General features: G+C 63.3%; 17 protein-coding genes. 11 read left to right on the top strand and 6 right to left on the bottom strand.

Features of this window, described 5'->3' with window-relative positions:
* Positions 1-92 precede the first annotated feature (92 nt).
* Complete coding sequence (locus tag BMW28_RS03060; RefSeq protein WP_091813680.1) at positions 93-869, top strand: ferredoxin--NADP reductase; 777 nt, start codon at positions 93-95, stop codon at positions 867-869.
* A gap of 175 nt (positions 870-1044) precedes the next feature.
* Here BMW28_RS03060 and BMW28_RS03055 read toward each other — a convergent pair whose 3' ends face one another.
* The 3 genes from BMW28_RS03055 to purN form a co-directional block, all read right to left on the bottom strand.
* On the bottom strand, positions 1045-1401 hold the full coding sequence (locus tag BMW28_RS03055) for a hypothetical protein (RefSeq protein ID WP_091813678.1): 357 nt from the start codon (positions 1399-1401) through the stop codon (positions 1045-1047).
* 110 nt (positions 1402-1511) lie between these two features.
* A complete protein-coding gene (ypfH, locus tag BMW28_RS03050) occupies positions 1512-2249 on the bottom strand; it encodes an esterase (RefSeq protein ID WP_091813675.1) in 738 nt (245 codons plus the stop codon).
* Positions 2246-2860, bottom strand: coding sequence for a phosphoribosylglycinamide formyltransferase (gene purN / locus BMW28_RS03045; protein WP_091813672.1), 615 nt, complete (start codon positions 2858-2860; stop codon positions 2246-2248). Before purN ends, ypfH begins: the two co-directional genes overlap by 4 nt.
* Positions 2861-2955: 95 nt before the next feature.
* On the opposite strand from purN, the gene BMW28_RS03040 reads away from it, so the two are divergent.
* From BMW28_RS03040 to glmU, 5 genes are all read left to right on the top strand, one after another.
* The gene (locus BMW28_RS03040) at positions 2956-3825 is read left to right on the top strand and encodes a hypothetical protein (RefSeq protein WP_091813669.1); all 870 of its coding nucleotides are present in this window, start codon (positions 2956-2958) and stop codon (positions 3823-3825) included.
* 28 nt (positions 3826-3853) lie between these two features.
* Positions 3854-4909 carry a bifunctional riboflavin kinase/FAD synthetase gene (locus tag BMW28_RS03035; RefSeq protein WP_091813667.1) on the top strand — a complete coding sequence of 352 codons (1056 nt, stop codon included), beginning with the start codon at positions 3854-3856 and terminating at the stop codon, positions 4907-4909.
* A 149-nt stretch (positions 4910-5058) separates the two neighbouring features.
* A complete protein-coding gene (ileS, locus tag BMW28_RS03030; RefSeq protein WP_091813665.1) occupies positions 5059-7884 on the top strand; it encodes an isoleucine--tRNA ligase in 2826 nt (941 codons plus the stop codon).
* Positions 7885-8439: a signal peptidase II gene (gene lspA, locus BMW28_RS03025; protein ID WP_091813662.1), complete on the top strand. Its 555-nt coding sequence runs from the start codon at positions 7885-7887 to the stop codon at positions 8437-8439.
* Positions 8440-8629: 190 nt separating this feature from the next.
* Positions 8630-10030, top strand: a complete 1401-nt coding sequence (glmU, locus tag BMW28_RS03020; RefSeq protein ID WP_091813659.1) for a bifunctional UDP-N-acetylglucosamine diphosphorylase/glucosamine-1-phosphate N-acetyltransferase GlmU — start codon at positions 8630-8632, stop codon at positions 10028-10030.
* A 223-nt stretch (positions 10031-10253) separates the two neighbouring features.
* Here glmU and BMW28_RS03015 read toward each other — a convergent pair whose 3' ends face one another.
* The 3 genes from BMW28_RS03015 to BMW28_RS03005 all read right to left on the bottom strand — a co-directional run bounded on the left by BMW28_RS03015 (position 10254) and on the right by BMW28_RS03005 (position 12247).
* On the bottom strand, positions 10254-10598 hold the full coding sequence (locus tag BMW28_RS03015) for a chaperone modulator CbpM (protein ID WP_091813656.1): 345 nt from the start codon (positions 10596-10598) through the stop codon (positions 10254-10256).
* A 27-nt stretch (positions 10599-10625) separates the two neighbouring features.
* Positions 10626-11615, bottom strand: coding sequence for a DnaJ C-terminal domain-containing protein (locus tag BMW28_RS03010; protein ID WP_091813653.1), 990 nt, complete (start codon positions 11613-11615; stop codon positions 10626-10628).
* A gap of 122 nt (positions 11616-11737) precedes the next feature.
* Entirely contained in the window at positions 11738-12247 is a 510-nt protein-coding gene (locus tag BMW28_RS03005) for an Lrp/AsnC family transcriptional regulator (protein ID WP_091813649.1), read from the bottom strand.
* Between the two features lie 141 nt (positions 12248-12388).
* On the opposite strand from BMW28_RS03005, the gene glmS reads away from it, so the two are divergent.
* The 5 genes from glmS to BMW28_RS02980 all read left to right on the top strand — a co-directional run bounded on the left by glmS (position 12389) and on the right by BMW28_RS02980 (position 20232).
* A complete protein-coding gene (glmS, locus tag BMW28_RS03000; RefSeq protein ID WP_091813646.1) occupies positions 12389-14251 on the top strand; it encodes a glutamine--fructose-6-phosphate transaminase (isomerizing) in 1863 nt (620 codons plus the stop codon).
* A 238-nt stretch (positions 14252-14489) separates the two neighbouring features.
* Positions 14490-14810: an HVO_A0114 family putative DNA-binding protein gene (locus tag BMW28_RS02995; protein WP_234969956.1), complete on the top strand. Its 321-nt coding sequence runs from the start codon at positions 14490-14492 to the stop codon at positions 14808-14810.
* Between the two features lie 26 nt (positions 14811-14836).
* The gene (hsdR, locus tag BMW28_RS02990; RefSeq protein ID WP_091813641.1) at positions 14837-17236 is read left to right on the top strand and encodes an EcoAI/FtnUII family type I restriction enzme subunit R; all 2400 of its coding nucleotides are present in this window, start codon (positions 14837-14839) and stop codon (positions 17234-17236) included.
* Between the two features lie 15 nt (positions 17237-17251).
* The gene (locus BMW28_RS02985) at positions 17252-19084 is read left to right on the top strand and encodes a class I SAM-dependent DNA methyltransferase (RefSeq protein WP_091813638.1); all 1833 of its coding nucleotides are present in this window, start codon (positions 17252-17254) and stop codon (positions 19082-19084) included.
* Complete coding sequence (locus BMW28_RS02980; protein WP_091813636.1) at positions 19081-20232, top strand: restriction endonuclease subunit S; 1152 nt, start codon at positions 19081-19083, stop codon at positions 20230-20232. The genes BMW28_RS02985 and BMW28_RS02980 overlap by 4 nt, the downstream gene beginning before the upstream one ends.
* The last annotated feature ends 38 nt before the right edge of the window (positions 20233-20270 follow it).

Below are 20270 nucleotides of genomic sequence, written 5' to 3'. Positions count from 1 at the left end.
TACCGATAGCCGCTCCATATTGGGGCGTCTAGTGCCTTTGTTTCCTCTGTGCCCTCCGCCTTCGGCGCGGCAACACCCGACCGCATAGCACCATGAGCGCCTTCCTCGAAGAAAAAGTTCTCTCCGTCCACCACTGGACCGATCGCCTCTTCAGCTTTACCACCACGCGTGACACCGCCCTGCGCTTCTCCAACGGGCATTTCACCATGATCGGCCTGCGCCAGCCCAACGGCAAGCCGCTGCTGCGCGCCTACAGCATCGCCAGCCCCAACTACGAGGAGCATCTGGAGTTCCTGAGCATCAAGGTGCCGGACGGCCCGCTCACCAGCCAGCTGCAGCACCTGAAGGTGGGCGACACCGTGATCGTCGGCAAGAAGCCCACCGGCACGCTGCTGATCGACTACCTGACGCCGGCCAAGAACCTGTACCTGCTGGGTACCGGCACCGGTCTGGCGCCATGGCTGTCCATCATCCGTGATCCGGAAACCTACGAGCGTTTCGAGAAGGTCATCCTGGTGCACGGCGTGCGTCATGTGGCCGAGCTGTGCTACCACGACTACCTGACCATGGAGCTGCCCGAGCACGAGTTCCTGGGCGAGATGGTGCGCGAGCAACTGGTGTACTACCCCACCGTGACGCGCGAACCCTTCGAGCGCCAGGGCCGCATCACCACGCTGATCGAGAACGGCCAGATGGCACGTGAACTCGGCCTGCCGGAGCTGAACCCCGAAACCGACCGCGTGATGATCTGCGGCAGCCCGACCGTGCTGCGCGACCTGAAGGACATCTGCGAGAAACGCGGCTTTGCCGAAGGCAATACCACCACGCCGGGCGACTATGTGATCGAACGCGCTTTCGTGGAAAGCTGACCGGAGCAAAAGCGCCTGCATGGGCGCTGCACAAACGACAAGGGCGACAAGCATTGGCTTGCCGCCCATTGTTTTGCCGCTACGAAGGTCAGTGCATCAAGCGCACGCTGCATCGTCCTGGCTTGGACATGAAGCACGTAGCTTCATCTGAAGATTGCCGGGCTGCGATACGCTCTCAGGAGCGGATTTCCTTGACGACGGCATCCTGCACATCGCCGGAACCACCGAAACGGCCCTTGCCCGGTGCCTTGCGCGCCGGCTGCTGCACTTCTGCACCGCCGGCGGCCTGTTCCTGGCCAAAACCGGTGCCCGCGCCGGGCACACCCCAGCCGAAACTGGCGCCACTACGCATGCGACGCGCCATGTCGGTATAGCCACGGTAAATCGTCAGCGGGTTGCGCCCGGTCAGCAACATCCACACCCCGCCGACGGCGACCGCGAAGGTGCCGGCAATCAGGATGCTGGTAGTGAAGACAGCAGCAACGCCCCACATCAGAATGCGGGTGAGAACGCCAAAAAAGGAATCAAGCATGCAGGGAATCTATAAGGCCTTGCGGCCGATGTTGCGATACTTTCCATAGTGACGGCTGCGCGTCAAAAGTCAATAGCCCTACATGCTGTTACCGTGTCCATGGCCTTCTCTCAGTGCAGGGACGAAGGCGGTGGCGTATCCGGCTGTCCCGCCTCGGCCATGGCCTGACGCCACAGGCGCAGCGGCACATGGTTGGCCAGCAGGTGGAAGATGCGCTGCTCCATCTCTTCCGTCACGCAATGGCCGGTTTCCGGGAACACATCTACGGAGAAATCCGCATCCAGATCCCGCAGACGGTAGCCCGCCTCCACCGCAGCCTGGTAAGGCATGACCTCGTCATCCTTGCCGTGCATCCAGTGGATGCAGGTGTGCTGATGCATCTGCTCGGGCAGACGATCGAAACGACCGGCCACGGCAAACAGGCGCGCTGCCAGATCCTGCTCTGCCGCCACCGCCTCCAGCGCGACCGTGGCCGACTGGGCAAAGCACAGCAGCGCGGTACGTTCCGGGCCGAGGCCGGTATGCCGCTGCCAGGCACGCACCGTGGCCGACAGTTCCAGCCGCGCCGGCAACAGCCGCTCGGGTCGGTTCTCGTCGCTCTCGCCACGATGCGAGTACCACTGGAAACCTTCACCTTCGTCGTAGGCGTGCGGCGCTGCCACACAGGCCACCACCCCCTGCGGGAACTGCCGCGACAGGCGCTGGGCCATGTCCAGCATGTCGGACGGCTTCTGACCCGCGCCGTGGAACAGCAGGAACAGTTGCTGCGGCTGTTCGGGCCAGGAGGTGATCAGGTCGTGCGGCGCGGGCACGGTGACGGGAATGGCATCGCCGGGCTGGGTCGTCATGCTGCCTCCTGCTGCAGGCCGGCCTGACGCTCGAGGCAGCGGGCGACGGCCTGCGGATAGATCAGATGTTCCTGCGTGAGCACGCGGGCGGCCAGCGTGTCGGGCGTATCGTCCGGCAGCACCGGCACCACCGCCTGCGCCAGAATCGGGCCATGATCCAGATCGGCCGTCACGATGTGCACGGTGGCGCCGGCAAAGCGGCAGCCCGCCTCCAGCGCCCGCTGGTGCGTGTGCAGGCCGGGGAATGCCGGCAGCAGCGACGGATGGATATTGAGCATGCGCCCTGCGTAACGGGCCACGAACTCCGGCGTGAGAATGCGCATGAAGCCGGCCAGCACCACCAGCGCGGGCTCGTAGCGGTCGATCAGTTCGGCCAGCGCAGTGTCGAAGCTGGCGCGATCGGGGAAGGCCTTGTGGTCGAGCACTTCGGTGGCAATGCCCTGCTCCTTGGCGAACTTGAGCCCGCCTGCATCCGCCTTGTTGCTGATCACGGCAGCGATGCGGCCGCCGAAGCGGCGCAGCCAGTGCTCGCGCTGGGCAGCCCGGACAATGGCCGCCATGTTGGAGCCGCCGCCGGAGATCAGGATCACGATGTTTTTCTGCGATGTCATGGGCGGAATTATCCGCCATCGGCGCTGCAAGCGTGCAGGCGGCGTTCCAGGGATGTGCCGGCGCCAGCCCCGCCGCAGGACTAGAATGCAGCCCCATGAATCGCAAATTGCTTGTTGCGCTGCTGGTGCTGGCCGCGCTGATTGCCGGCCCCTGGTATGGCGCGCGCCAGAGCGTGCAGGCCATGGAGCAAGGCCGTGAGCCCAGCGGCCTGGCGCTCAACCTCGCTTACTGGGCGGTGATGCTGCCCGGCATGTCCGCGCTGGTGGATGTGCCCCGCACTGCGCTCGCCGTGGCCTACCACCAGCACCGCGATGGTGCGGAGCTGGCCGATACGGCCCAGATGCTGCAGCGCGCCGAACGCCTGCAGTTCCGCCTGCAATCCTGGCTGGACAAGTCGCCGCTGAATGCAGACGGCAGCATCGACTCCCTGCGCCTGCAGGCACAGCAGCAGATGCTGGGCACCCTGGTGCGACTCGATCGCTGGCCGGGAACGCTGGGAGCCCTCGCGCCCCGCCTGCAACAGCAGCTGGCTGCCACCCTGCAGGCCCCGTCGGCTGCCGCTCTGGAGCCCCTGCAGCGCCTGCGGGTGGCCGAAACCCTGGCCATGTTCGCAACCCGCCAGCACGACGCGGCCCAAGCCGAACGGTGGCTGGCCTTGGCCGAGCAGGCCGTGCCGCAGCCGGTTGCCATCAAGGAACAGACCACCGAGAACACCGCGCGCCATCTGCTGCGCCTGCGTGCCATGCTGGCCAGTTGCGCTCCGGGCAACACACCGCTGTTCGAGGAAGCCGCCAACACTGCGCTGCGCCAGGGCTATGACGTGCGCCAGTTGCGTGCGCAATACACCGCGGGCTGGGACCGCGCCCTGCTCCTGCTGGCGCGCCGCGACGGCACCAGCGACAGCTGCAGGCGCGTGGCCGATGACTACCAGCGCCTGCTGACGGCAGCACAGCCTTCGCGCTGATTGTCCCGAGCGGCGATAATACCGCTCCATGAAGATTTTCCGCGGCTTTCGCCATTCCCAGCTCGCCCCGCATTGCGCCCTGACCATCGGCAACTTCGATGGCGTGCATCGCGGCCATCAGGCGATGCTGGCCCTGCTGCGCAACGAGGCCCGCCATCGCGGCCTGCCCAGTTGCGCCCTGACTTTCGAACCGCATCCGCGCGACTTCTTTGCCGAGAAGTTCAAGAAGCCCGAGCTCGCACCCGCACGCATCGCCACCCTGCGCGACAAGCTCTCCGAGCTGGCCAACAATGGCATCGACCAGACGGTGATCATCCCCTTCAATGAACAGCTGGCATCGCTGCCAGCCGAGGAGTTCATTCGCCAGGTGCTGGTGGAAGGGCTGGGCGCGCAATATGTGCTGGTGGGCGATGATTTCCGCTTCGGTGCCGGTCGCACCGGTGATTACGCCATGCTGGATGCGGCTGGGCGCGTGCAGGGCTTCGAAGTCTCGCGCATGAACAGCTACGAGATTTCGCGCCTGACGCTTCCCGGTGAGGCCGCGCCTGCGCAGCCCGGCATCCGCGTGAGCAGCACCGAGGTGCGCGAGGCGTTGTCGCTCGGCGACATGGAGGAGGTGACGCGCCTGCTGGGCCGTCCCTACAGCGTGAGCGGCCATGTGGTGCACGGGCGCAAGCTGGGCAGAAGCCTGGACTTCCCGACGCTCAACCTGCGCTTCTCGCACTGGAAGCCCGCCGCCAGCGGCATTTTCGTGGTGCAGGTGCATGGCCTGACACAGGATGGCAGGCCACTTCCGGGCGTGGCCAACATGGGCATCCGCCCCTCGCTGGACCCGAATGACGTCAACGGCGGACGCGTGCTGCTGGAGACATTCTGCCTCGAATGGCCGCAGGAACTGGGTCGCGAAGGCGGCTACGGTAAAATCATCCGCGTGGAACTGCTGCACAAACTGCACGACGAACGCAAGTACGACGGTCTGGCCGCCCTGCAAGAGGGCATAGCGCAAGACTGCGCCGACGCGCGCGCATGGTTTGCTGCCCGCCACAGCGAAACCCGACGCCAGACCACGCGCGACCGAATTTGACGGCCCCTGCATGGCAGGCCTGCCATGCGCGCCCGGCCCTGCGGCGGCATCCAGTTCCCGCAGCGCACGAAGCACGCATGTCACTGTCTGCCTCGTCCTGCCCGCCGCCTGATGCGGCCCCTGCCTCCTCTTTCCAAGTTTCCGCCGCCATGTCCGACCAGAACACCATCGATTACAGCAAAACCCTCAACCTGCCCGACACGCCCTTTCCCATGCGCGGCAACCTGCCCAAGCGCGAGCCCGACTGGGTGAAGAAATGGGAAGACGGCAAGCTGCACGACAAGCTGCGTGCCGCCCGAGCCGGCCAGGAAAAGTTCGTGCTGCACGACGGCCCGCCCTATGCCAACGGCCAGATCCACATCGGCCACGCCGTCAACAAGATCCTGAAGGACATGATCGTGAAGGCGCGCCAGCTCAAGGGCCTGGACGCTGTCTATGTGCCGGGCTGGGACTGCCACGGTCTGCCGATCGAGAACCAGATCGAGAAGCTGCACGGCCGCAACCTGCCGCGCGACGAGGTGCAGGCCAAGAGCCGCGCCTACGCCGCCGAGCAGATCGCCGGCCAGATGGCCGACTTCAAGCGTCTGGGCGTGCTCGGTGCCTGGGACAATCCGTACAAGACGATGAACTTCGCCAACGAGGCGAACGAGATCCGCGCGCTCAAGAAGATCATGGAACGCGGCTTCATCTACCGTGGCCTCAAGCCCGTGTACTGGTGCTTTGACTGCGGATCCTCGCTGGCCGAGTTCGAGATCGAATACCAGGACAAGAAGAGCACCACACTGGACATCGCCTTCGAATGTGCCGATCCGGACAAGCTGGCAGCGGCCTTCGGCCTGCAGGGTCTGGACGCGCCCGCCTTTGCCGTGATCTGGACCACCACCGCCTGGACCATTCCTGCCAACCAGGCGCTGAACATCAACCCACACCTGAACTACGCGCTGGTAAAAACCGAGCGCGGCTACCTGCTGCTGGCCGCCTCGCTGGTGGAGAGCTGCCTGGAGCGCTTCGGCCTGCAGGGCGAAGTGGTGGGCACCACCAAGGGCGAGACACTGGGCCTGATTCACTTCAAGCACCCGCTGTACGACGTGGACCCCGGCTACGCGCGCTTCTCGCCCGTCTATCTGGCCGATTACGCCACCGACGAGGACGGTACCGGTATCGTCCACTCCTCTCCCGCCTATGGCCTGGATGACTTCCACAGCTGCGTCACCCATGGCATGAAGTACGAGGACATCCTCAACCCGGTGCAGGGCAACGGCCAGTACGAGGAAGGCTTCCCGCTGTTCGGCGGCCTGCATATCTGGAAGGCCGTGCCCGTCATCATCGAGGCGCTGAAGAATGCCGGCTGTGTGCTGTCCACGCACGACATCATGCACAGCTACCCGCACTGCTGGCGCCACAAGACGCCGGTGATCTACCGCGCCGCCGCGCAATGGTTTGTGCGCATGGACGAGGGTGAAGGCGTGTTCACCACCGACAAGGCGCCGCGCAGCCTGCGCGAGGTGGCGCTGGACGCGATCGAGCAGACCAGCTTCTACCCCGAGAACGGCAAGGCGCGCCTGCGCGACATGATCGCCAACCGTCCGGACTGGTGCATCTCGCGCCAGCGCAACTGGGGCGTGCCCCTGCCCTTCTTCATCCACAAGGACAGCGGCGAGCTGCACCCGCGCACCATGGAAATCATCGACCAGGCGGCCAGCATGGTGGAGCAAGGCGGCATCGAAGCCTGGAGCAAGGTCACGGCCGAGGAGATCCTGGGCGCGGACGAAGCACAGCACTACACCAAGGTGAACGACACGCTGGACGTGTGGTTCGACTCCGGCACCACGCACCTGCACGTGCTGCGCGGCAGCCATGCGGACATCCTGCAGTTCCCGGCCGACCTGTATCTGGAAGGCCATGACCAGCATCGCGGCTGGTTCCACAGCTCGCTGCTGACCGCCTGCGCCACCGATGGCCGCGCGCCCTACAAGGGCCTGCTGACGCACGGTTTCACCGTGGACGGTCAGGGCCGCAAGATGAGCAAGTCGGTCGGCAACGTGGTCGCGCCGCAGAGCGTGAGCGACAAGCTGGGCGCCGAGATCATCCGCCTGTGGGTGGCCAGTACCGATTACTCGGGCGATCTGGCGATCGACGACAAGATCCTGGCGCGCGTGGTGGACGCCTACCGCCGCATCCGCAATACGCTGCGCTTCCTGCTCGCCAACATCAGCGATTTCGACATCCAGCGTGATGCCGTGGCCGATGCCGAGATGTTCGAAGTAGACCGCTATGCACTGGGCCGTGCGGCTGCGCTGCAGACCGACATCCTGGCGCACTACGAGGTGTACGAGTTCCATCCGGTGGTGGCGCGCCTGCAGCACTTCTGCAGCGAATTCCTGGGGGGTTTCTATCTGGACGTGCTCAAGGACCGCCTGTACACGACCAAGGCCGACAGCCGCGCCCGCCGCAGCGCCCAGACCGCGCTGTACCACATCACGCACGCCATGCTGCGCTGGATGGCGCCGTTCCTGAGCTTCACCGCCGAAGAGGCGTGGGAGATCATCGGCAGCAGCGATTCGATCTTCATCGAGACCTACAGCACACTGCCCGCCACCGACGACCTGCTGGCCGTGAAGTGGGAGCGCCTGCTGGACATCCGCGCTGCTGCCAACAAGGAAATCGAAGCCGTGCGCGAACAGGGCCAGGTGGGCTCCTCGCTGCAGGCCAACATGACGATCACGGCTCCGGCCGACGATCTCGCTGCGCTACAAAGTCTGGGCGAGGACCTGAAGTTCATCTTCATCACCTCGCAGGTCACGCTGCAGGCCGGCGATGCGCTGGCCATCAGCGTGACGCCCTCTTCCGCGCAGAAGTGCGAGCGCTGCTGGCACTACCGCGATGATGTGGGCGTGAACCCCGGGCATCCGACCCTCTGCGGCCGTTGCGACAGCAACCTGCATGGCGACGGCGAAGCACGGGAGTTTGCATAAATGGCGAGTTCCACCCGCACCCGCAACGCCCCCGCCCGCAAGACCGCAGCCCGCAGCAGTGACAGCAGCCTCGGCCTGTGGTTGGCCGTGGCGGCGCTGTGGCTGATTCTGGACCAGTTCACCAAGGTGCTGATCGTCCAGAACTACCAGCTGGGCGACAGCACCTTCGTCACCAACTTCTTCAACGTGGTGCGCGTGCACAACTACGGCGCAGCCTTCTCCTTCCTGGCCAATGCCGGTGGCTGGCAGCGCTGGTTCTTCATGGGCATCGGCGTTGCGGCAGCCACCTTCATCATCTGGATGCTGCGCACCCACCCGCACCAGAAGCTGTTCAGCTTTGCCATGGCCAGCCTGCTGGGTGGCGCCATCGGCAACGTGATCGACCGCGTGTGGCATGGCTATGTGGTGGACTTTCTGGATTTCCACTGGAACTTCCTGAGCCCGCTGTTCCATCAGGGGCACTTCCCGGCCTTCAACATTGCCGATACCGCCATCACCATTGGCGCGATCTGCCTGATCCTGGACGAGATTCTGCGCGTGCGCAAGGCGCGCTGAACGCAAGGGAGATCGCCTGGAATGATGGCCACCACTCCCTTGCAACGCTGCTACGTACGCTTGGCCGCCCCCTCTTTTGTGGCGGGTGCGAAAGAGATAATGGTGGTCACCGCATGCTCACCCTGCGTCATGCGTCGCATTGACGTCATGCATCCGGGTTATCCTTGTTGATTCACTTTCGATTATTTCCATGACCCAACCCATCGACATCGTCATCATGGCTGCCGGCAAGGGCACCCGCATGAAAAGTGCCACTCCGAAAGTGCTGCAGAAGCTGGCGCATCAGGGTCTGGTCCAGCATGTGCTGGACACAGCCGCGCAGCTGCAGGCACGCAAGGTGGTGGTGATTACCGGCCATGGCGCCGAACAGGTGGAAGCAGCCCTGGCCACGGCGGGCGATGCGCAGCCCCAGCGCGAATTCGTGCGCCAGATGCCGCAGCTGGGTACCGGCCATGCCGTGCAGCAGGCTGTGCCGGTGCTGGACGATGATGGCATCGTGGTGATCCTGTCTGGCGACGTGCCACTGACGCAGGCCGACACCATCCAGGCATTGGTGCAGCAGAGTGGCGGCGACAAGCTGGCCCTGCTCACGCTGCGCATGGACAATCCCTTCGGTTACGGTCGCGTGATGCGCGATGCCTATGACAACGTGGAACGCATTGTCGAGCAGAAGGATGGCACACCGGACGAGCTGGCCGTGAAGGAAATCTACAGCGGCATCATGGCGGCGCCGGCGCGCCTGCTCAAGCAGTGGCTGGGCCGCATCGACAACGACAATGCACAGAACGAGTACTACCTGACCGATGTGGTCAAGCTGGCCGCTGCCGATGGCGTGCCGGTGCTGGCCCATGTGATCAGCGATGCCGTGCAGGTGGCCGGCGTGAACAGCCCGTTGCAGCTGGCCGAACTGGAGCGTGAATACCAGAAGCGCCAGGCTGAGCGCCTGATGGCGGACGGCGTGCGCCTGCGCGATCCGTCCCGCTTCGACCTGCGTGGCTCGCTCAGCTGCGGCCAGGACGTGGAAATCGATGTCAACTGCGTGTTCGAAGGCACCGTCAAGCTGGGCAGCAATGTGCGCATTGGTGCCAACTGCGTGCTGGCCAACTGCGAGATCGGCGATGGCGCGGTGATCCATCCCTTCACCCATGTCGACGGCGAGAAGCTGGGCGTGCGCGTGGGTGCTGGCGCACTGATTGGCCCGTTTGCCCGTCTGCGTCCCGGCGCCGATCTGGGCGAGGAAGTGCATATCGGCAACTTCGTCGAGGTGAAGAACTCCACCATGGCCAAGGGCGCCAAGGCCAACCATCTGGCCTATCTGGGCGATGCCACCGTGGGCGAGCGCGTCAACTATGGGGCCGGAACCATCACGGCCAACTACGATGGCGCCAACAAGCACCGCACCGTGATCGAGGCCGATGTGCATATCGGCAGCAACAGCGTACTGGTGGCCCCGGTGACGATTGGCGCCGGTGGCACCGTGGGTGCCGGCAGTACCATCGGGCGCGATACGCCCCCCAATGCGCTGAGCGTGGTGCGCGGCAAGCTGGTGCAGAAAGAGAACTACCAGCGCCCGGTGAAGATCAAGAAGTAAGCATTTTGCGCTTCACAAATCAAAGGCCGCGCAGGCATTGCGCGGCCTTTGTGCGTTGTGGGGCTGTGACTCCCAGGCAGAGCAACTGCGCCTCTGACAGGCGCGGCTGGTTCTCCCTGGATCGTCGTCAGAAGACCTGCTCGCTGCAAACCACTCGATCGCGTGCCTTCAAGGCGTTTCTGTAGATGGCGCAGTCCGAAGGACTCCCTGTCCGGCCAGCTCTTCAAAGCATGGCCAGACGACGACGCAGCTCCGCCACTTCCTCCATCAGGTCGACAGTCATCGCCGCCAGTTGCGGGTCGGCATCGAACATCTGCTCCAGATCCGCCAGCCGGCGGGCGCGGATGGCGGTGGTGCAGGAGAAACGCCAGGTGCCGAGGTCATCGGCCAGCACGCGCGGGTCGCCGCTGATCTGGGTGATGGAGAGCACCCCCTCCTGGACCCGCGCGCTGACCCAGTCGGGAGCCATGCGGCAGGCACGGGCGAGTTCTTCCAGCGTCATGGAATGGTCGCTGAGCAGCTCGGTCAGGTCGGCGGGAACGCTCACGGTGGTGTGCAAGCTTGCCATGGTCAATCCTTTCAATCAGTCGCGGGCTCAGGCCAGGCGGGGGTTGAAACCGGGGTAGGCCTTGGCCAGGGCTTCCCAGGCCGCACGTTGCTCAGAGGTGATGGCACTGGGGATGGCCGGCTCCAGTTCCAGATAGAGATCGCCGGGCTCGGCAGACGGGATGCCACGGCCTTTCAGGCGCAGCTTGCGGCCGCTGCCGGAGCCTGCGGGAACGGTAACTTCCACCGTGCCGCCCGCAGGCGTGGTGACTTCCACGGCACCGCCGATGGCTGCCTCCCACGGCGACACGCGCACGCGCTGGTAGACATCCTTGCCCTGCACGCGCCAGCGGGCATCTTCGCGGAACACCACCTGTAGCATCAGGTCGCCCGCAGCCCCGCCGCCAAAGCCGGGACTGCCCTGCCCGGCCAGACGGATCATCTGGCCTTCGCGCACACCCTTGGGAATTTTCACCTGCAGGCTGCGCTGCTCGGGGATAACATGGCCCTGCTCGTCCAGACGCGCGCTTTGCAGCGTGATGGTGCGCTCCGCGCCCAGGTAGGCATCGCGCAGTTCCAGTTCGATCTTGGCATGATGGTCTTCGCCGCGCATGCTGTGGCTGCCGCCGTGGGCGCGGCCGGCTCCGCCGCGCTGGGCGCGCTGCGCCCGCGCAGCCTGGCCGAACAGCTGCTCGAAAAAGTCGCTGTAGTTGCCGTCGCCGGAGGAGAAGCCCTGGAAGCCGCCTCCGCCGTCGGTAAACTCGAAGCCTGCATCCCAGTTGGGCGGCGGCTGATAATTGCCGTCCGGGCCCATGCCGGCCTGCCAGTTGGCGCCCAGCTTGTCGTAGGCGGCACGTTTTTCCGGATCGGAGAGCACGGTGTTGGCCTCGTTCACCTCGGCCATGCGTGCAGCGGCATCCGGCTCCTTGCTCACGTCCGGATGGTATTTGCGGGCCAGCTTGCGGAAGGCCTTCTTGATGTCATCGGCCGTGGCGCTCTTGTCGACGCCCAGCACCTTGTAGTAGTCCTTGAACTCCATGAATGACGGCTCCTGTGAGTGGACTGCAAGCCGCCCGCCGTCTGGCGGACGTGTTCGCTGCCATTATGGACATATAGGAACGGGCAGCCGGAAATCAAGCGCAGTATTCGGCGCCTGCTCCATCACGCCTCTTTCCGTGGCAATGGAATCTGCGTGGTGAACTTGCCCCGCTTCACGCTGAAGAAGGAACGCACATTGCGCACATTGGCGTTGCGCGTGAACAGGCGCTGACTCAGCGCCATGAAGGCCGGCATGTCGGCCACGGTGGCGATCAGGATGAAATCCGGCCCCGGGGAGGTCCGGTAGCACTGCTGGATGGCGGCTTCCGCCACCGCCAGCTGCTCGAACTGCTGCTGCTCTTCTTCGGCCTGCACGTCCAGCGTCACTTCGACGATGGCAGTCAGCCCGGCTCCGGTGACGGCGCGCAGCGCATCGCTACCGAGGATGCTGACGGTGCGCTCAATCAACCCCAGTGCCTGCAGGCGGCGTACGCGGCGCAGGCAGGTGGGGGGCGAGATGTGGCAGCGCTCGGCCAGCGCCTGGTTCGTCAGGCTCGCGTCCTGCTGCAGCTGTTCCAGCAGGCGCCAATCGGCTGCATCGAGTTCAACCGAAGCCTCTACTCCATCTTTCATTTCAAAAACCTCATTGATATGAAATTTTTATCCACCATCAACATGGAAAGAAATTTTATTTCGTTACGGCATATATTTCAATATCAAATTTCCATCTCGTTTTCCTATCATGGCTGATTACCTTCTTTCAGGAGCAAGAATATGTGCGGAATCGTGGCCGGAGTCGGAAACAAGAACGTGGTGCCAGTGCTGGTGCAGGGCCTGCAGCGCCTGGAGTATCGCGGCTATGACTCCTGCGGCGTGGCCGTGTGGAACGATGGCCTGAAACGCGCCCGCAGCACTGCGCGCGTGGCCGAACTGCTGGAGCAGGTGCAGCACGACAAGGTGGACGGCTATACCGGCATTGCCCACACGCGCTGGGCTACACATGGCGCGCCTGCCGTGCACAATGCGCATCCGCACTTCAGCTACGGCCCCAACGTGGATGCCGCCAACGCAGCCAACAAGCCGGGCCGCATCGCGCTGGTGCACAACGGCATCATCGAGAACCACGACGCCCTGCGCACCGAGCTGCAGGCCAAGGGCTATGTGTTCGCCAGCCAGACCGATACCGAAGTCATCGCCCACCTGATCGACTCGCTCTACAACGGCGACCTGTTCGATGCCGTCAAGCAGGCGCTGGCCCGCCTGCATGGTGCCTATGCCGTGGCCGTGATCGCGCGTGACGAACCCAACCGCATCGTCGGCGGTCGCGCCGGCTCGCCGCTGATTCTGGGCCTGGGTGCCGACGGCTCCCACTACCTGGCCAGCGACGCCATGGCCCTGGCCGGCGTGACCGACCAGATCATCTATCTGGAAGAAGGCGACGTGATCGACCTGCAGCTGGGCAAATACTGGATCGAGAATGACGGCCAGCGCCTGACGGCTGAAGACCGCCCCGTCAAGACCGTGCACGCCCACAGCGGCGCTGCCGAACTCGGCCCCTACCGCCACTACATGCAGAAGGAAATCTTCGAGCAGCCGCGCGCCCTGGCCGATACGCTGGAAGGCGTGGCAGGCATCGTGCCCGAGCTGTTTGGTGACAGCGCCTACCGCGTGTTCAAGGAAATCGACCGCATCCTGATCCTCTCCTGCGGCACCAGCTACTACAGCGGCTGCACGGCCAAGTACTGGCTGGAAGCGATTGCGGGCATCCCGACCGATGTGGAAATTGCCAGCGAGTACCGCTACCGCACCAGCGTTCCGAATCCGAAGACGCTGATCGTGACCATCAGCCAGAGCGGCGAAACCGCCGACACGCTGGCAGCCCTGCGCCACGCCAAGGCTCTGGGCATGACGCACACGCTGACGGTCTGCAATGTGTCCACCAGCGCCATGGTGCGCGAATGCGAACTGGCCTACATCACGCGCGCCGGCGTGGAAATCGGCGTGGCATCGACCAAGGCCTTCACCACCCAGCTGGCCGGCCTATTCCTGCTGACGTTGGCCATTGGACAGGTGAAGGGCACGATTCCGGAAGACAAGCAGGACGAGTACCTGCAGCGCATGCGCCATCTGCCGCTGGCCGTGCAGGCCGTGCTGGCGCTGGAGCCGCAGGTGATCCAGTGGTCCGAGGCTTTTGCCAAGAAGGACAACGCCCTGTTCCTGGGCCGTGGCATGCACTACCCGATCGCGCTGGAAGGCGCGCTCAAGCTGAAGGAAATCAGCTACATCCACGCCGAAGCCTATCCGGCCGGCGAGCTCAAGCACGGCCCGCTGGCGCTGGTAACCGAAGCCATGCCGGTGGTGGTGGTGGCGCCCAATGACGAGCTGATCGACAAGCTCAAGAGCAACATGCAGGAAGTGCGCGCGCGCGGCGGCGTGCTGTACGTGCTGGCCGATGCGGACAGCAACATCCAGAGCGAGGAAGGCATCCACGTGATCCGCATGCCGGAGCACTACGGCAGCCTGAGCCCCATCCTGCACGTGGTGCCGCTGCAACTGCTGGCCTACCACACCGCCTGCGCCAAGGGCACGGATGTGGACAAGCCGCGCAACCTGGCGAAGAGTGTGACGGTGGAGTAAGCGCAGCAGGCGGAGCCGGCTTTGATCTGCAGGAATAGAGCCTGTCGGGCTTGGAATATTCCCTGTCGGAAAGTGGCCCGCAACAAGTCGGCCGAGGATTGGGGCGTGTTCACGCGCCCCAATCCATTCCAGCTGCCCCTTAACGATTGGGGAGCCAGTTTGCTAATCAAGCGCTGGCTGCAGTTGTGTCACACTGATAAGATCATTCCCTTATTCCAAGCCGATCAGGACACCCGAGATGAAACGCTGCGTTGTCGGTATTCGTCGGACGAGAGAAACGGATGGGTGCACAGCCAAAGATGCTCCTACCGTTTGGTTTCCTTCGATGGCCACGATGGCGGCGGTGTTGTCGGAGGATAACCAGTCCCTGCTGCGCCTTATCCGTGACCGGCGGCCCAAGTCGCTGACGGAGCTCGCTGAGCTGACCGGGCGGCAAGTTCCTAACTTGTCACGCACACTGCGAATGATGGAGGGTTACGGACTGGTCGAGTTGAAAAAGAATGTGCGCGAAATTGAGCCGGTCGCATTGGCAACAAGTTTCAAGATTCTGATCGACTGAGGAATTACACGGAGAAGGGGGAGGCAATGCGAGATGGCGTAATCACCGAAGCAGATACCTGTCGCGAGTTCATCACGCCCCGATTGGTCGAGGCCGGCTGGGGTTCAGCACCACACGTCATTGGCGAGCAGCGGACCTTCACAAATGGCCGAATCATTGTGGCCGGGGGTAAGGTGCGGCGCGGCAAACAGAAGCGTGCAGATTACTTGCTATACCACCGACGGGACTATCCCCTGGCCGTTGTTGAGGCCAAGGAAATTGGGCTACCCGCCGAATCCGGTGTGCAGCAGGCGCGTGAGTACGCTGAGATCCTGGGCCTCAAGTTTGCCTACGCCACCAACGGCCACCGCATCATCGAGATCGACTACACCACCGGCACCGAGCGCGAAGTGGATCGCTATGCCACGCCCGATGAACTGTTTGCCCGCCTCTCAGCCGCCGTCCATCTGCCGCAAAACGCCGCTGCACATGTGTTGGAGCCGTTCAATCTGATCTCAGGCAAGGTGCCGCGCTATTACCAGCAGATCGCCATTGACCGGGTGATCGAAGCGATCTTGTTGGGGCAGAAGCGCATTCTGGCCACGCTGGCCACTGGCACCGGCAAGACCTGTGTCGCTTTCCAGATCTGCTGGAAGTTGTGGAACAGCCGCTGGAACAGGACCGGGGAATACCGCCGACCAAAGATTTTGTTCTTGGCTGACCGTAACATCTTGGTGGACGACCCGATGGCCAAGATGTTCGCCCCCTTTGGTGACGCTCGGCACAAGATCGCGGGTGGCGATACCAGCCAAAGCCGGGACATGTATTTCGGCATCTACCAGGCGCTGACCACCGCCAGCGCCGATGTGTTCCGGCAATACCGCCCTGACTTCTTCGATCTCATCATCATCGATGAATGTCATCGGGGCTCCAGCCGTGACGAAAGTGCCTGGCGCGCGGTGCTCGACTATTTCGAGCCTGCAGTTCAGTTCGGCATGACGGCCACACCACTGCGCGAAGAGTCTCGCGACAGCTACGAATACTTCGGCAACCCGGTCTACACCTACAGCCTGCGTCAAGGCATTGAAGATGGATTTCTGGCACCGTACCGTGTGCATCGCGTGATTACAACGGTCGATGCTGCAGGTTGGCGGCCCAGCAAGGATGAGTTGGACCGTTATGGCCGTGAAGTGCCCGACGACGAGTATCAGACCAAGGATTTCGAGCGTGTTGTGGCCCTTCGTTCCCGCACAAGGGCGATGGCGAGGCATCTGACGGACTTGCTCAAGGGCACCGATCGTTTTGCCAAGACCCTGATTTTCTGCGTTGATCAGGAACATGCGGCCGAAATGCGCCAGGAACTGCTCAACCTGAACAGCGACCTCGTCAAGCAGTACCCTGATTACGTCTGCCGTGTGACGGCCGATGAAGGCGCCATTGGGCTTACCCATCTGTCGCACTTCCAGGACGTGGACAAGCCCACGCCGGTCATCCTCACCACATCGCAACTATTGACCACTGGCGTTGATGCCGAGATGGTCAAGAACGTGGTGTTGGCGCGCGTTGTGGGTTCCCGCTCCGAGTTCAAGCAGATCGTTGGTCGCGGCACGCGACTCAAGGTCGATTACGGCAAGGAATACTTCAACATCATCGACTTCACCGGCACGGCCACCAGCCACTTTGCCGATCCGGACTTTGATGGTGATCCGGCGCGTATTGAGGAAGTAATCATCGATGAAGCCGGGGAGCAGGTGGGCATCACTGAGGCCGAAGTTGAAGCGCCGCAGGAAGATGTACCGGTGGAGTACGAGCTTCCCGAGGAGCAGATTGGCCCAGACTCCGGAATCATCATCACCGAGCCACCTGTCGAGCCTCGTAAGTTCTACATCGACGGCGGCGAAGTCGAAGTCATCGGCCACTTGGTCTATGACCTCGACACCGATGGCAAAAAGCTGCAGGTGGTGAAGTACACCGACTATTCCGGCCGCGCCGTGCGCACGCTTTATCCCACGCGCGAGGCACTGCAATCGGCCTGGGCCAACCCCGATACCCGGGCGGAAGTGCTGCGCGAGCTGACCGAGCGCGGCATCAGCTTCGCGGAACTGGCCAGCAGCAGTGAGCAGCCTGACGCAGATCCGTTTGACCTGCTGTGCCATCTGGCCTGGAATGCCCCACTACTAACCCGCCGCCAGCGTGCCGAAGCCGCCAAGCGCAAGACGCAAGACCTGTTTGCCCAGCACGGTGACACAGCCCGCGAAATCCTCACGCTGCTGCTCGATCGTTACATCGAGCGCGGCATCCTGCAATTCAATGCGCTGTCCGAGCTGATGAAGGTCCAGCCCTTCGACCGATACGGCAGTCCTTCCGAGATCGCCACCCGTCACTTCGGCGGTGTGCGCGGCATGAAGGACGCTGTCTCCCGGCTGCAGACCGCGCTATACCAATAACGAGAACCGCATCCAATGGCCAAATCTGCCACCACGGGCGAGAAAAAGACCCGCGCGCCACGCAAAGCCAAGGCACCGCTCACCACCCGTGAAAACCTGTCGGCCCTGATCGGCAGCGCCCGTAAGATCCTGCGCAAGGACAAGGGCCTAAATGGCGACGTGGATCGTCTGCCCTTGCTCACCTGGGTAATGTTCCTCAAGTTCCTCGACGACCTTGAAGCGGTCCATGAGGAAGAAGCCGAACTCGACGGTAAGCGTTACCAGCCCATCATCGAATCGCCTTACCGCTGGCGCGACTGGGCCGCCCGTGATGACGGCATCACCGGTGATGAGCTGCTGGCGTTCATTAGCCAGGAAGCGGCCATCCGTGTCGATGGCACGGTCGGTAAGGGCCTGTTTGCCTACTTGCGTGGCCTGGCTGGAGACGGAGAAAAAGGCAGCCAGCGCGAAGTCATTGCCAACGTGTTCAAGGGCGTGCAGAACCGCATGGTCAGCGGCTATCTGCTGCGCGACATCATCAACAAGATCAACGGCATCCACTTCAGCGCGAGCGAGGAAATCCACACCCTCTCGCACCTGTACGAGTCGATGCTGCGCGAAATGCGCGATGCCGCTGGCGATTCCGGTGAGTTCTACACCCCGCGCCCTGTGGTGCGCTTCATGGTGCAGGTTACCGACCCGCGCCTTGGTGAGACGGTGCTCGACCCAGCCTGCGGCACCGGCGGCTTTCTGGTCGAGGCCTATGACCATATCGTGCCGCAGGTCAGTACACCTGACCAACGTCGGGTACTGCAGCAGGACACCCTGTTCGGTCAGGAGGCCAAGCCGCTGCCCTACATGCTGGTGCAGATGAATCTGCTGCTGCACGGACTGGAGGCTCCGCAGATCGCCTATGGCAACACGCTCGAGCGCCGGGTCAATGAGATCGGCCACAGCGAGCGGGTGGACGTCATCCTCACCAACCCGCCCTTCGGCGGCGAGGAAGAGGCCGGCATCAAGGCCAACTTCCCGCCCAATATGCAAACGGCGGAAACCGCGCTGCTGTTCCTGCAGTACATCATGCGCAAGCTGCGCGTGGCCGGTGCGCCCGTGCCCGGTGGCAAACCGGCTGATCGCGGTGGCCGCGCCGCCGTGGTCGTGCCCAATGGCACCCTGTTTGGCGACGGCATCAGCGCCGTCATCAAGGAGGAAATGCTCAAGGAGTTCAAGCTCCACACCATCGTGCGTCTGCCGCAAGGCGTGTTCGCGCCTTACACCGATATTCCGGCCAACCTGCTGTTCTTTGAACGTAGCGGTCCCACCGACACCATCTGGTACTACGAACTGCCGCTGCCCGAAGGGCGCAAGAAGTACAGCAAGACAGCGCCCCTGCAGTTTGAGGAATTCGCTCCCGCCCTGGCGTGGTGGAACGCCCGCGAAGAAGGCCCGCAGGCCTGGAAGGTGGATTTCGCGGCCAAACGTGCCGCCGCCGTCGAGGCCGCCACACCGCACTGGCAGCGGGCCGAGGCCGAGCGCAATGCCGCCATTGCCTTGGGCAAGCCCATTCGGGAGTTGGAGCAAACCATCCAGGCCGCCGCCAACGGCCAGAAGGCTGAACTGCAAGACCGCCTGAAGGCGCTCAAGAGCGAGCAACAGGCCCACGAACAGGCTGCCAAGTCCGCCCAGGCCGAAGGCGATGCGCTGTACTGGCCCATTTACAACCTGGACCTCAAGAACCCGAATGCCAAGGCCGGGCTGGAACATGCCGATCCGAAAGACCTGATCGCCGCGATGCGCAGCCACGAGGTTGAGGTGATGCGACTGCTGGGTGAGATCGAGGCCCTGGTTGGCGTTGAGGGTGACGAATGAAGGCGTGGCCCATTGTTCCCCTCCGGTCGGTGCTTCGTTCGTACATTGACGCTGTACCGAGTATTCAGCTTGACACCGTAAATCTGGCTGGTGTGTATGGCTTCGGGCGAGGATTGTTTCAACGCGGTCCCATTTCGCCATTAGATACGACCTACAAATCCTTTCACCGTTTGAACTCTGGCGACTTCGTCATTAGCTCACCCAAAGCGTGGGAAGGCGCAGTTGCGCGAATCCCGGAGGAGTTTGACGGCTGGTTTCTGTCACCTGTATTCCCGACTTTTCGAGCGAATTCGGAAGCGCTTGATACGCGCTTTCTTGACTGGTACTGCAAGCGTGATGCTGTCTGGCGGCAGCTTCAAGGGAAGGCAAAGGGAATGGGCGCGCGGCGCGAATCCGTCAGCCCGGATCAATTCCTCAGCCTTGAAATCCCTCTGCCGCCGCTGGCTGAACAACAAACCATAGTCACCCGTCTCGACGCGCTGGCCGAGAAAACCCGGCAGGTTGAAGCGCATCTGGATGCCGTCGAGCGCGACGCCGAACATCTGCTGGCGCTGCGGTTCCGCGATGCCATTGCCGACGCACCGCTGCGGCCGATGGCGGAGGTGGCACCACTGGTGCGACGTGAACAGTCCATCGACCTGGAAGGCAGCTATCCGGAACTTGGCATCCGTTCGTTCGGTAAAGGCACCTTCCACAAGCCGCCGCTTTCCGGCAGTGAGGTCGGCACCAAGCGCCTGTACCGCATCGAACCAGGCGATCTGTTGTTCTCCAACGTGTTCGCCTGGGAAGGTGCCATCGCCATCGCACAGCCAGAAGACGCGGGCCGCTTCGGCTCACACCGCTTCATCACCTGCAACGCCAACCCGGAATTGACGACAGCTGAATTCTTGCGTTACTACTTCTTGACCGACGAGGGGCTGCTCAAGATTGGCGACGCATCCCCCGGAGGTGCTGGCCGCAACCGCACGCTTGGGCTCGAGAAGCTGATGGCCATCGAAGTGCCCATGCCCTCGCTGGCGGTCCAGCACACCTTTGACCACCTTCAAGCCGAAATCACCGCCCTGAAGGCCAAACACGCCGCCATTCGTCAAGCCAACGCCGCACTGATCCCGGCGACACTGGAGCAGGTGTTTGTAGCGAGTCAGTGAGTGAAACTCATCCACCATGCTCCAGATATCCGAGGTGG

This window comes from Allobrachymonas denitrificans DSM 15123 (genome assembly GCF_900110225.1).
Lineage (GTDB): Bacteria > Pseudomonadota > Gammaproteobacteria > Burkholderiales > Burkholderiaceae_C > Brachymonas > Brachymonas denitrificans.
This window is presented reverse-complemented; position numbering and strand designations above follow the sequence as displayed.